This window comes from Parabacteroides caecihominis (assembly GCF_023656785.1).
GTDB lineage: Bacteria > Bacteroidota > Bacteroidia > Bacteroidales > Tannerellaceae > Parabacteroides > Parabacteroides segnis.
Map to the genome: position 1 here is coordinate 138793 of NZ_JAMOKS010000001.1, position 14773 is coordinate 153565.

At 42.2% G+C, this 14773-nt stretch carries 6 protein-coding genes; all 6 read left to right on the top strand.

Annotation, left to right across the window (positions count from 1 at the left end):
• The first annotated feature begins 157 nt into the window (after positions 1-157).
• The 6 genes from nadB (at position 158) to NBH14_RS00380 (ending at position 14773) form a co-directional block, all read left to right on the top strand.
• Entirely contained in the window at positions 158-1732 is a 1575-nt protein-coding gene (gene nadB / locus NBH14_RS00355) for an L-aspartate oxidase (RefSeq protein ID WP_129697152.1), read from the top strand.
• A 131-nt stretch (positions 1733-1863) separates the two neighbouring features.
• Entirely contained in the window at positions 1864-2799 is a 936-nt protein-coding gene (locus NBH14_RS00360; protein WP_128133374.1) for a FecR family protein, read from the top strand.
• A gap of 202 nt (positions 2800-3001) precedes the next feature.
• Complete coding sequence (locus NBH14_RS00365) at positions 3002-6316, top strand: TonB-dependent receptor (RefSeq protein WP_250817016.1); 3315 nt, start codon at positions 3002-3004, stop codon at positions 6314-6316.
• Between the two features lie 11 nt (positions 6317-6327).
• Entirely contained in the window at positions 6328-7959 is a 1632-nt protein-coding gene (locus NBH14_RS00370; protein ID WP_250817018.1) for a RagB/SusD family nutrient uptake outer membrane protein, read from the top strand.
• Between the two features lie 159 nt (positions 7960-8118).
• Entirely contained in the window at positions 8119-11388 is a 3270-nt protein-coding gene (locus NBH14_RS00375; protein WP_250817020.1) for a glycosyl hydrolase, read from the top strand.
• A gap of 100 nt (positions 11389-11488) precedes the next feature.
• Positions 11489-14773: a glycosyl hydrolase gene (locus NBH14_RS00380; protein WP_250817022.1), complete on the top strand. Its 3285-nt coding sequence runs from the start codon at positions 11489-11491 to the stop codon at positions 14771-14773.

Below are 14773 nucleotides of genomic sequence, written 5' to 3' on the forward strand. Positions count from 1 at the left end.
TAGTTAAAACAGGGGAAGTCAGCGAATGTTTATGGCTTTTCTTTTAAAAATAGCAAAAGAATGCCTATTTCGCCCTTATTTATAAGGAAAGGGGGCATCGAAGGGTACAACCATAAAAGTTAATTCCTAACTTTGGCGGTCTAAACAGTAATGTCTTATGGTACAAAGATTCGATTTCTTAGTGATAGGTTCCGGTATTGCAGGAATGAGTTTCGCACTTAAAGTTGCCAGCAAGGGAAAAGTAGCCCTGGTATGCAAAACTAATCTGGAAGAAGCTAACACATATTTCGCTCAGGGAGGCATCGCCTCGGTAACAAACCTGATTGTTGATAATTTCGACAAACATATTGAAGATACAATGATAGCCGGCGACTGGCTCAGCGACCGCGATGCCGTGGAAAAGGTCGTACGCAACGCCCCTCAGCAAATCAAAGAGCTAATCAGTTGGGGTGTAGACTTCGACAAGGACGAGAAAGGCAACTTCGACCTGCATCGTGAAGGGGGACATTCCGAATTCCGCATCCTGCACCATAAAGACAATACAGGTGCCGAAATACAGGATAGCCTGATTCAAGCCATCCAAAAGCACCCCAACATCACCGTATTTGAGAATCATTTCGCAATCGAAATACTGACGCAGCACCATCTGGGTGTCACCGTCACCCGCCAGACACCGGATATAGAATGCTACGGCGCCTATATCATGGACCCGGACGGACGAATCGACACCTTCCTTTCCAAGGTAACGCTGATTGCAACCGGCGGTGTAGGTGCCGTTTACCAGACAACGACCAATCCGTTGGTAGCCACAGGCGACGGCATAGCGATGGTTTACCGTGCAAAAGGAACCGTTAAGGACATGGAGTTTGTACAGTTCCATCCAACGGCCTTGTACCATCCGGGCGACCGCCCTTCCTTCCTGATTACGGAAGCGATGCGTGGTTACGGCGGCGTTTTGCGTACACTGGACGGAAAAGAGTTCATGCAGAAGTATGATAAACGTCTTTCACTGGCTCCCCGCGATATTGTGGCACGTGCCATCAAAAACGAGATGGATACCCGCGGAGATGACCATGTATATCTGGACGTTACACACAAAGACCCGGAAGAGACAAAAAAACATTTCCCGAATATTTATGAGAAATGCCTGAGCCTGGGCATCGACATTACCAAGGATTATATCCCGGTAGCTCCTGCCGCCCATTACTTGTGCGGAGGTATCAAGGTAGATTTGGATGCACGTTCTTCTATCGACCGTCTCTATGCGGTAGGCGAATGTTCCTGCACCGGTTTACATGGCGGCAACCGTCTGGCTTCCAACTCACTAATCGAAGCCGTTGTCTATGCCGATGCAGCAGCCAAGCACAGTTTGGGAATCATTGATTCATTGAAGTATCAGGAAAACATCCCGGAATGGAACGACGAGGGCACGACCTCTCTGGAAGAAATGGTCCTTATCACCCAAAGCGTAAAAGAAGTGGGACAAATCATGAGTACATACGTTGGCATCGTCCGCTCCGACCTGCGCCTGAAACGTGCCTGGGATCGTCTGGATATCATTTATGAAGAAACGGAGAGCCTGTTCAAACGCTCGGTAGCTTCGAAAGATATCTGCGAACTGCGTAATATGATTAATGTAGGTTATTTAATCATGCGCCAGGCCATCGAACGAAAAGAGAGCCGTGGATTGCATTATACGTTGGATTATCCGCCGGTAAAGAAGGAACAGTAAAACAAAAAAGAGCATCTCTGATTCACGGGATGCTCTTTTTGTTTAAAATATTTCATTTTCCTACTAGGGATTTCTGAACTTGTGTTGTCTTTTCTATACAAGACAAAAATAATACACACTAGTAAGCCTATATGGATAAAGAGATATTACAAAGATACGTAGAAGGAAATGTCAACCCGGAAGAAATCATTGCCGTAGTCGATTGGTTAGATGCAGATGAAAATAACGTCCGGGAATTTATGGCATTACATAAACTAAATGATATCTCTCTACTGAATCAAGCGGATAACCGGGCCGATAACCAAAAGAAGAAAAGGACTGTCTCTTTCCGGAAAATAGGCTATGAATTGGCCAAAATAGCCGCTATACTGATCATATTCTGGGGAGGCACGAAATTATTCGAAACAAACACTACCGAAGAAAGTATTATTACCTATCAGACACTATATGTACCTGCCGGACAACGTGCCGAGTTAATTTTACCGGATAGTACACGAGTATGGCTCAATGCACATAGTAAACTTATATATCCTGTCAGTTTTGGAAAAGGAAACCGTCAGGTAGAATTAAACGGGGAAGCCTATTTTGACGTTGTTCATAATGAAAAACAACCTTTTATTGTAAAAACTCGTCAAATGGACATACAGGTCTTAGGCACAGAATTCAATGTAACTTCCTATTCTTCTGATTTTGAAGTATCATTATTAAGAGGATGTATAGAATTATCTTCGCCCAACCTCTCATCCACCTATCGGATGAAAGAGAAAGAACACATCAAATTAAAAAACAACAAACTGATTATAAACAATATTACCGACTATGATTATTTCAGATGGAAAGAGGGACTCATCTGTTTCAACAATGAATCGGTTGCAACAATTATTGAGAAACTCAAACTATACTACGACATCAATATAGAGACTCACAATAAGAAATTTTTAAACAGTCGGTATTCCGGTAAGTTCAGAACAAAAGATGGTATCGAGCAAGTATTGAAAGTCTTGCAGATAGAACATAAATTCAGTTATACCAAAAATAACGATTTAAATCTAATAACTATAAAATAGAATGCCTATGAGATAAAAAATGGAATGTAAAAATTAACCGGATCATGCTCCAACATAACCCGGTTATCACAGTCAGTACTCTGACACAACAGCAAATTGATTTTAGTACTAACTTTCTAGATTTTTCAAAGTTATGAAAAAAAAACCTATAGGGAAGAAGTATGCCCTATTATTATCAAATTTTAAACACATATTCAGACTTATGAAGTTAACCTTTTTATTATTTCTGTTATGTATTTCAAGTGTTTGGGCAAATAATGCCAATTCTCAGACGACTAAAGTAAATATCCAAGCCGAAAATATGCACATGAAGGATATTATCAGTCAGATCGAGTCACAAACGGATTATCTATTTGTTTACAATTATGAAAATGTAGATCTGTCACAAAAAGTATCATTAAAGGCTTCAGATATCTCCGTAGCAGAAGTTCTGAAAATTCTTTTTAAGAACTCGGATGTAGTATATGCTGTAGAAGGTAACAATATCCTGTTAATGAAAAATACAACGGAAAAAAAGCAACAAAGTGGCAAAAGGATATCCGGTAAGGTAACCGATTCAAACGGTGAAGCCATCATTGGAGCAAATGTTATAGAAATAGGAACTGTAAACGGCACCATGACAGATATAAATGGTAATTATACTTTAACGGTTTCTCCTTCTTCAATGTTACAAATATCCTATATCGGATATCTTACACAAGAAATCCGGGTACAGAATAAAACATCATTGGATGTTATCATGAAAGAAGACTTGCAAGCATTGGATGAAGTTGTAGTCGTAGGATACGGAACTCAGAAAAAGGAAGTGGTTACAGGTGCTATCACATCTTTAAAATCTAAAGATATTTCACTCAGCCCAACAGCCAATATGGCCTCCGGATTAGCAGGACGTCTTTCGGGCGTTATTATTAACACACGAAATGGTGAACCAGGGGCAGACGAGTCAACCATACGTATCAGAGGTCAGAATTCCTTGGTATCCAACGATCCGCTCTATGTAATCGACGGTGTTGTTCGTTCTGAAGAAGGAGGTATATTCAGTCGGTTTGATCCGGAAGATATTGAATCAATCACTGTATTGAAGGATGCTTCAGCCGCAATATATGGTTCTCGTGCAGCAAATGGAGTTATATTGATTACCACCAAACGTGGTAAAGTAGGGAAACCGACCATTTCAGTCTCTTATAATCATTCATTTACACAGCCTACCCGGACTGTAAAAATGGCAAACTCAGCTTCATATGCAAGAGCTCAGAACCTGGCAAATGAAGTCAGAGGACTCAGCGCTCGATGGACAGAAGATGAGATACAGAAATTCGCCGACGGATCAGATCCACAACATTATCCTAATACCAACTGGTATGACGTAGTACAAAAGAACTGGTCTGGTCAGGACAAAGCAAATATACAACTTACAGGAGGTATGGATAACTTAACTTATCTTGTATCCGCTGGGTTCCTGGATCAAGGTTCTCCTTACAGAGAAAGCTCTATGAAGAACCGCATGTACAATGTCCGGTCAAACATAGATGCAAAAATAAACGACTATATAAAACTTACTTTTGACTTGTTTGGTAAAAACACAGACCGGACTTTACCGTATAATGGGCAAGCCAGTGGTAACGGGATGTACAGTTGGGTCGGTTTGAGTGCACCAACAGCTCATGCATACTGGCCTGGAACAGATTATCCGACAAATCAGGGATGGGGTAATTATAATCCCTTGGTTATCTCTACAGGAGATGCCGGTAGTACTGCTTCAAAAACATGGGTATTTAACGGACAATCCACCATCGACATCTCGATACCCTGGGTGAAAGGTCTGTCGTTAAAAGGCAGTATAGCATATGACTATTTTGGTCAGAACTACAAACAATTCGAAGATGTATATTATGTATATAGCTATGATGAAAGTAGCAATACTTATGAAAAATTAATGGGTCATACAACTGCTCCTCAGCTATTTATTGAGGAAAAGCGGACTGAGTATATAAACGGAAATGTACGTGTCAATTATTTGAACACATTTGCTGACGTACATACGGTGGATGCCTTTGTCGGTTTCGAACAGAATCAAACCAAAAGTACTGCATTGGACGGCAAACGTACTAATTTCCCTACAAGTGCATTGGGAGAATTAAATGCCGGAGATGCCAATACACAGACAAATCACAGTAGTTCAGCAAAAACAGCCAGAAGAAACTACTTCGGACGAGTATTATATGACTATGATCATAAATACATGCTACAATTCCAGTTCAGATACGATGGTTCCCATAACTTCCCTTCAGGAAATCGTTTTGGATTCTTCCCCGGAGTTTCAGGAGGCTGGACAATATCCAAAGAAAACTTCATGAAGGATATTACCTGGTTAAGCAATTTGAAAGCACGTGGTTCATGGGGAAAAATGGGTAATGATTATCTCAAAGACTCATTCCAATATCTAACGATGTATACGTTGGCAGACGGCTCAGTTTTTAACGGAACACAGTACTCAGGCATATCTCAGGCAAATGTACCCAATCCTAATATTACCTGGGAAAAAGCCGAAACGTATGATATCGGATTGGAAACTGGATTCTTGAATAACCGTTTGACTTTTGAATTCGATTGGTTCAAAACAAACAGAAAGGATATCCTGACAAAACGTAATGCATCAATCCCTACATTCACAGGCTTGAGTTTACCTGACGAAAACATCGGAGAAACCGAAAATAAAGGAGTTGAAATGATGCTTGGTTTCAGGGATGACCCTACCAAAGATTTTTCTTATTCAATATCCGGCAACCTGACTTACGCCCGGAATAAAGTAATATTTAAAGATGAAACGCCCATGGCGGAAATATACCAGAAAGAAGAAGGAAAACCTATCGGTGCAGCATTAAGATACGAAGCGATCGGAATATATAACGAAACAGACATTGCAGACCCGAATGTACCCAAAAGACCGGGAACAGTAGCCGGAGATATCAAAATCAGAGACGTCAACGGAGACGGTGAAATCAATTCACTGGACCAGGTACGCCAGGATCTGACTAATATACCTGATATCACTTATGGTATCAACATCAATCTAAGTTGGAAACAATTCGATCTGACGTTAGGCTTCCAAGGACAAGCACGTGCAGTCTTTTACCTTCGTGAAGACTGGGTTAACCCCGCAACTTCAAACGGTGGTGCTAATATATTGCAATGGTGGACAGAAGATACTATGACCCCTGATAATCCGAATGGTACAAAACCACGGTTAGGTACAGCATATGGTATAGGTGGAACAACTTTCACTCAGATCAGTGCTAATTTCTTCAAACTCAAAAATGCAGAGATAGGATACAGAATACCTAAAGAGATCATATCTAAAGTGGGTTTGTCAAGAGCCCGGGTATATGTGAGCGGGACAAACCTATTCTCTATTGACCATACCAGCAAATTCGGTATAGATCCGGAAGTTGCCAACGGAGGATGGGACCTGAATCCGATGCGATTGATAAATCTGGGTGTAAACGTTTCATTTTAAAAATACACATGATGAAAAAGATAATATATTTAGTAAGCATAACATGGATCATGTTATTATCTTCCTGTAGTGATGTGCTTGACATAACACCAACCGACAGATATCCTGATCCTTTAGTCTGGCAGGACGAAAACCTGCTAAAAATGTTTGTAAATGAACAATATATTGGTATTTGTACGAAGGATAATTATTATGAGATAATGTTTTTCGGAGATGATAATTTCAGTAAATACAATAACGGTAGTTGTAATCTTGTCCGGGAAAACATATTGACAGCCGACAATGTTGGCTCTCTAAGCAACATACTATATGTATGGGATAATTCGTATAAATTCATACACAATATCAATGTATTCTTTAAAAACATAGAGGAATCATCGGTTAATGAGTCTGTAAAAAAAGAGCTTATTGCAGAGATGAAATTCATACGTGCTTATATTTATGCCAAATTGATCTGGTCATATGGAGGTGTTCCCATTATAGAGGAGGCTTATGATATCAATAGCGACTGGTCGCAAGTAAAAAGAAGCTCATGGGATGAATGTGTTACTTATATAGTAAAAAATCTGGATGAGGCAATAACCGACCTCCCAGATAAACCTTCAGTAAGAAACAGGGCTAGTGGAAATGCTGCTCGCGCGCTTAAATCACGAGTATTACTCTATGATGCAAGTATATTGAATAATCCGTCCAACGATAAACAGAAATGGCAAAAAGCAGCCGAAGCTGCTGCTGCTCTTTTCGACAAAGGATATACACTGGCAACAGATTATCAGAAAATGTTTCTGGATGTAAACTGTAGCGAATTTATCTTCACAAAAGAATTCAATGAGACCTACTACAGCCGGTTAACCTTTTTTCTTGGCACCGCAGGAGATAACGGACGTGCATGGGTAGCTCCCTCCCTGAATATAGTAGATGCTTACGAAACAATAGATGGTGAAATTCCGGTTACCGATAGTGAATTGGGAACAGTCAACCCTAAATCAATGTACGACCCATCCGACCCTTATGCAAACAGAGACCCTCGTTTCTATGCATCGATCTATTATAACGGTTCCGATTTTGTGAATCGCAAAATAGAAACTTATATAGGAGGTTATGATGCCACAAATCAGGATGCCACCATGACAGGTTACTATATAAGGAAGTTTATAGAAGAGGATAAAGGCATTTCAGAAACAAGACATTATACGGGACCTTTTCCGCTATTCCGGTTGTCAGAAATGTATCTCAATTATGCAGAAGCCCAATATCATTTGGGAAATGAAGATCTTGCACGTGAATACATAAATAAAATAAGAGATCGTGAAGGAGTTAAAATGCCTCCTGTAACAGCCTCCGGAGAGGAATTACTGGATAAAATATACCATGAACGTATGATTGAATTGGCTTTCGAAGGACATCGTTATTTTGATGTACGTCGCTGGAAGATTGCAAAAAAAACAGAGACTACACATATAATGGGCCATGAGATTATAAAGAATAATGATGGAACATTCACTTATAATCGATATAAATTGACTCAGGATTCTCGGAAGAATGAATGGAAAGATGCATTTTACCGCCTGCCTATAGCTTTCTCTGAAATCCAGAAAAGTAACAATAGCCTGGAGCAGAACCCGGGATATGAGATAAATTAGTTCTGTTTCGACTCTGAAATAGACTTAATCTAAGGACTGTAAAACACCAATACAGTCCTTAGAACTTTATAAGTGTATTGAACATGTGAAATATACAAATCTCTACACCTATATCAGGAAGACTAATGTAATATTATAAAAACAGTTTATCAAAATAGAATGATGAGTAAAAAAATAATATCTGTAATTATTGCGATCCTACTCTTTGCCGGTTTATTATCAGGTCCCATTCATGCTGCAGAGAGATCTGATACAGCAATCGATCATTTTCTGAATCCACCTAAAGAATATCGTCCGTGGGTATTTATGTGGTGGTATGATAATGTAGATAAACCTGCTATAACAGAACATTTGGAAGAATTAAGTAAAAAGGGAATAGGTGGAGTTGTCGTGTTCTATCATGGGGGAATGCCGGATGTTCCTTTTTTAAGTGAATCCTGGCTTGAGTTATATCGCCATACCGTACAGGAATGCGCCCGTCTGGGTCTGGAATGTGGAGCTAATGTAAGTAGCGGATGGCCTTCCGGTGGTCCCTGGATCAATCAGGAAAACGGGGCAAAACGAGTAGCATGCAGCGAAACGCTTCTTGAAGGGCCATCCCAATTTTCCGGGAAATTAAATATGCCATCCGGAGTTAGCGGACTATATAAGGATGATGCTGTTCTAGCTTATCCTGTCCATGATCCTGTATCATTTAAACCCTCTATTTCAGTTAGTAGTAATGCCAAAGATATCAACAATATGCTGGATGGCGATTACAACACCGTTTGGAATCCGAAAAATGAGACGGAAGAATCATGGATTCTATTTGATTATAAACATCCCAAAAAAGTCGATTTTGTATATCTTGAACGGGAGGGAACAACAATACTTGAGTTTTCGGAAGACGGAAAAACATATCAACCAGTCGACACGCTCCATTCAGTCGGCATTGTTTATCAAAATGTTTATCAGTCCGTACCCGAATGCACAGCTCGTTTTTTCCGGCTTATCCTGAAGAAAGGGACAAGCGAATCTGTTCGTATGGTATCTCTCGGAACCCAAGAGGACGTTCACCAGGTTACTTTAATGAATGCCAAACGCGGCCTGATGAATCCATTGACTCCCATCGGCACGTCAAAACTACAGGTGGAACAGGCTTTCCCTCTCGAGCCATTACGGGCTTCTTCTGAAAAGTTGCCACTCCGTACAAAGGATGCGATTGACTTGACCAATAAAATATCACCGGATGGAAGTTTAAACTGGAAAGTCCCGGAAGGAAAATGGAAAGTCATCAGGGTTGGAACCGCTTTTGTTAAGATTCCGGTCGGTGGCGGTTTACTGCCTGATTATTTATCAGTAGAGTCTACATCCTTTGATTTTGATCATAGTAGTGGAATACTAATCAGTGAAGCTGAAAAACATGAGGGAATAACTTTTAAATATCTGCATGAAGATAATGTAGAAATTCATGGTATCTATTCATGGACAAAAAAAATGCTGGAAGAGTTCCGTAATCGCCGGGGTTATGATCCAAAACCCTATCTTGCAGCTATGGCCGGCGAAATAATTGAAAATACAGATATCACAGAACGTTTTTTGAATGACGTACGCCGGACGATTGCAGATTGTGTTGCAGATGGACATTATAAAGTATGGGCAGACCGCGCACATGAAAAAGGTGTTATGGTACGTGCGGAAGCCGGCGGACAACATCTTCCCCGACTGATGATGAATGACGGTTTGAAGAATCTGGGAAGATTGGATGTACCGGTCGGAGAATTCTGGTATAGCGGCCATTGGAGTGAAAACCAATGGATACAGGCAGTACATCACAGCGGATCACTCCCGGAAGAATGGTACGAGGGACGTCAGAATGTCAATACCAAACAAGCAGCCAGTGCTTCTCATTTATACGGGAAAAAGAGAACGGCTTCGGAAGCATTTACCAGTTTTACCCATTGGGTAAGTTCTCCTGCCACTTTGTTACCACGGGCCAATGTCGCTTTTTGTGAAGGTATCAACGATATAACATTTCATGGTTCTGCAACATCCGGCCCTGCAAATGGAACGCCGGGAACTGTATTTGCTGCCGGAATTCATTTCAATAACCGGATTACATGGTGGAATCAGGCAAAATCATTTACGGACTATCTGGCACGCTGCCAATACATGCTTCGACGCGGACATTTCGTTGCAGATGTACTTTATTATGAAGGAGATCTTGTTCCCTGTTTCGTATCCCCGAAGAATATAGATCCTGACCGTGGCTTTGGATATGACTATGATGTGTGCAATACAGAAATCATAATGACCCGTTTATCCGTCCGGGATGGTCGGATTTACCTGCCTGATGGAATGAATTATCAGGTACTTGTTCTTCCTGAATCCGGGATTGTTCCAGTTGAAGTTGCTCATAAGATTCTCGAATTAGTTCAGGAAGGAGCAACAGTTATAGGTCCGCGATTCGTTAAAACCCCAGGATTAAAAGATTTCCCCCAAAGTGAAAAAATACTTCGTGAAATTACCCAAAAACTATGGGGCGAAACGGATGAACCAGTTGATCGCATTGTAGGCAAAGGACGTGTTATCAGTGGATTCAAAATTGCAGACGTATTAAAGAAAAATGCTATTGAAAGAGATTTCTCATACATGAATGAGAATGAAATAGCCAGCTATGGAATAGCACCCGTAAAAATAGATTTTATCCATCGCAGAGAAGGAGAAACTGATATATATTTTGTTATCAACCGAAGGAATACAACTGAAAATATAAATGCCAGGTTTCGTATGACAGGAAAAGTACCGGAATTCTGGAACCCGGTTGATGGTTCAACAAGTTCGGCAAAAGCCTTTTCAATCACTGATTCGATAACAACCGTACCTATGCAGCTAGCACCTTACCAAGGTCTTTTTGTTGTTTTCCGTAAACCTACTTCTGATACCCGGCAGGATGGAGTTAACTACACGGAGCATACAGTAGTCAAAACACTTGATACTTTATGGAGCCTGCATTTCGATCCTAAATCCGGAGGCCCTGGCGAGCCCGTAATTTACAATTCATTACAGGATCTGACAACAAATAATATACCCGAAATCAAATATTATTCCGGTACAGTGGTTTATCGTAAAGAATTTGATCTTGATATATTATCCGAAGAAAATCTTTTCCTTGATTTAGGAACAGTTCACGACCTGGCAACTGTCCGTTTAAATGGGAATGATCTGGGTACTGTATGGTGCGCTCCATGGAGACTTGAAATTTCTCAATATTGCAAACCGAAAGGAAATATTCTTGAAATAGCAGTAACCAATACTTGGTGGAACCGGTTGGTCTATGACGCTTCACAGCCTGAAGAAAAAAGGATTACCAAAACGAATATTGGTTTTTCGCCAGCATACAAGCTGATGCCTTCAGGGCTTATAGGACCTGTCACGATTAAAAGATAGGATATCTCCGATTATGAGGATATTTGTCCGCATTTTAATCTTTTTTTGAGAACAACATCGTTTAAATTCTTCTAAATTTACAAACTCAATTCTTTATATCATGAAACATACGGATTCGCTCATTCTATTGTCCTGCTTCATAACAGGACTTTTTGCAAATATTTTATTTGCAAATGCACAGGTACCGGTCGTGCCGTCTGATAAAGAACTATATAGTCCTTTTGAGAATGCGGACGCAGATAAATTTAAATCACCGCCCAAAGTCTTCTACCCCGAAACCTGGTTCCACTACATCGGGGGTAACGTATCCATCAAAGGTATTACTGCTGACTTAGAAGCAATTGCGGATGCCGGATTCTCCGGGATACATCTGTTTCACGGACAGTTCGGCGGGCCCTGGCCCGGGGTCGATCCGCAAATAGCCTGCCTTAGTCCGCTATGGGATGGAATGGTGAAACATACGGCAGAAGAATGCCGGCGTTTAGGGTTACGGTTCACCATGCAGAATTGCCCGGGATGGGCAATGGCGGGCGGTCCCTGGATAAAACCGTCTAATGCCATGCGCCATCTGGCCTGGAGCCGCACGGACATAGAGGGGAACTCGGATGAGATAATGCAAAAGTTACCTCTCCCCCAGCCCAGTGAAGAAGATTGGAGGGATTATGAAGACTTAATGGTAATAGCATTCCCAACGCCTGTGGATGATGACGGAAAGCCATTGATACCAGTCTCGTTCAAAAGCAATAAAGAAGCGGCATGGGAACATTTATGGCAGGGAAAAAGTGAAAACCCGGTACAGCTCACCGCAACTACTGCCGAGAACCCGTACTGGATCGAAGTCGAATTCCCGGAAAACAAGATTATCCGTACACTGGAACTTCCTTCCAGTAACGAGATGAACCACCCGTGGTGCTTCGAGCCTGATATGCGTGTGAAGCTGGAGGCCTGCCTGCCCGACGGAACAACCCGGGAAGTTCTGAATACAAACCTTCCCCAGAGCAATACACAAGATAATTACCCTATCTCTTTAGCCTGTGCAGAGACAAAAGGGGCAAAGAAATATCGTATCACCCTCATTAACCAACACAATATCGCCCTCAAATCGTTACGTTTATTCACTGCTGCCCGCAAAAACAGCTGGGAGTCACAAGCCGCATGGGTATCAAGAAGCATCGAACGGACAGGCGATCTGAAACAGCATGACTCGGAAACCTACCTGAATGCGAAACAAATCAAGGATATAACCTCCTCCATGGATGCACAAGGCAACTTGAAATGGAAAGCACCGAAAGGGAAATGGACTGTTTTACGCATCGGCCATGTGAATACCGGACGACGTAATTCTCCAGCCCCGCCGGAAGGTACAGGCTGGGAATGCAACAAACTATCCATAGAAGGTTCCAGTGCACAGTTCGCCGGATATATCGGACGGCTCTCGGGAGAAAACGGTCCTTTGGCCGGAGGGTTGCTCAATGGCTTGTTAATGGATAGCTGGGAGTGCTACACACAGACCTGGACAGCCGGACTCGACAAAGAGTTTGAACAAATCACAGGTTATCCGCTGAAAAAATGGATTCCAGCACTCTTCGGCTATATAGTGGAAGATCAAGAAACCACTTTTCGCTTTTTATGCGATTGGCGCAGGGTACTCAATACTCTTTTTGTCAATAACTTTTATGGGAATATAGCCAGGCTGGCCAAAGAGAATAATCTCTCCCTGACATACGAGACCAGTGCCGGTGACGGTTTCCCCACGGATATCCTGGAATATTACAAATTTGCCGATGTCCCTATGTGCGAGTTCTGGCAACCGATGACGGAGAATTTCGTAGGTTCAATCAATTTCAAACCGATCAAACCGGCGGCCTCCGCAGCCCGCATATATGGGAAACCCCGCGTTGCGGCAGAAGCATTCACTTCCTTTAGCCATACCTGGGACGAACATTGGCAAATGCTGAAAGAAGTAGCCAATGTCAATTCTACGGAAGGAGTTACCCACCTGGTATTCCATACATATACACATAATCCGCAAGTCGGTTTTCCCCCTCCCGGAACTTCTTTCTCCGGAGCAGGCATCGGTACACCGTTCTTACGCGGACAGACCTGGTGGAAATACATGCCTGAGTTTACGACTTATTTAGCCCGATGCAACTATCTGTTGGAAAGAGGGAAACCAGTCTCCGATGTGCTTTGGTATCTGGGAGACGAGACCGATCATAAACCAGACCAGAAAGCACCGTTCCCGGAAAGATTCAAATATGACTATTGCAATCCGGATGTACTGTTGAACCGGCTTTCCGTAAACAACGGTGACCTGGTAACTCCGGAAGGTTTACGTTACCGTCTCCTCTGGCTACCGGAGGTACCGCGCATGCGCCCGGAGACAGTCGAAAAATTATATGAACTCATTTATGAAGGAGCGACTGTCGTCGGAGAAGTGCCATCCGGACTTGCCACACTTTCAGGAGGAAAAGATGCACAGAAAAGATTCGACAGGACCATAAAGAAAATATGGGGAAATGCGTCGGAAACAGGTATCCGGCAGATAGGAAAAGGCCGTATCATTTCCGGTATAACTTTGGCTGATGCTTTGGAACAACTGGATATTGCCCCGGATGTAAAAGGTTCGGGTCCCCTGTGGCTGCACAGAAAGACAGAGAATGCCGACTGGTATTTTGTTACAGTACCGAAAGACAAAAGTTTTCAGGGAGAGTTGGATTTCCGAAATAGCGGACATGCCGAGATATGGGACCCTCTGACAGGAGATGTTCTTCCTGCCATATATGAAAAAAAGGGAGACCGGACATCTGTAAAGATCAGTTTACCCCAGGCCGGATCTTATTTTGTCGTATTCCGCAAAGACAACCCCGAAATACCTGCAAAAAGTGCTGTGGAAAAGCAAGTCATAGCAACGATTCCTCTCAGCCAGCCATGGGAACTCAAATTCCCGGACGGTTGGGGAACACCTGCATCTCTTCAGATATCTGAACTGAAACCGTGGAAAGATCTGGATACTTCAACAGAAGCGAAAGCATTTTCCGGAACAGTCGAATATTCTTCGACCTTCAATATAGATAATACATCCGGCAACCGGTTTATTCTTGATCTGGGAAAAGTGGATATGATTGCGGAAATAATCATCAACGGCGAACCAGTCCGGACAGTCTGGACCACACCTTACAAAGCCGATGTAACAAAAGCCGTTCGTCCCGGAAAAAACACACTTCAGGTAAAAGTAACCAGCACCTGGTTCAACCGTCTTGTCTATGATGCAGGGCAACCGGAAAGTAACCGGAAGACATGGGTGTTAAGATGGCCGGATAAGAACGAACCTTTGAGAGAAAGCGGCCTTATGGGACCGGTAACCCTTTCAATTGAAAAATAA

Bases quoted from the DNA above. Each gene is read 5' to 3' on its own strand.
- nadB (WP_129697152.1), top strand. From the start codon at position 158: ATGGTACAAAGATTCGATTTCTTAGTGATAGGTTCCGGTATTGCAGGA.
- NBH14_RS00360 (WP_128133374.1), top strand. From the start codon at position 1,864: ATGGATAAAGAGATATTACAAAGATACGTAGAAGGAAATGTCAACCCG.
- NBH14_RS00365 (WP_250817016.1), top strand. From the start codon at position 3,002: ATGAAGTTAACCTTTTTATTATTTCTGTTATGTATTTCAAGTGTTTGG.
- NBH14_RS00370 (WP_250817018.1), top strand. From the start codon at position 6,328: ATGAAAAAGATAATATATTTAGTAAGCATAACATGGATCATGTTATTA.
- NBH14_RS00375 (WP_250817020.1), top strand. From the start codon at position 8,119: ATGATGAGTAAAAAAATAATATCTGTAATTATTGCGATCCTACTCTTT.
- NBH14_RS00380 (WP_250817022.1), top strand. From the start codon at position 11,489: ATGAAACATACGGATTCGCTCATTCTATTGTCCTGCTTCATAACAGGA.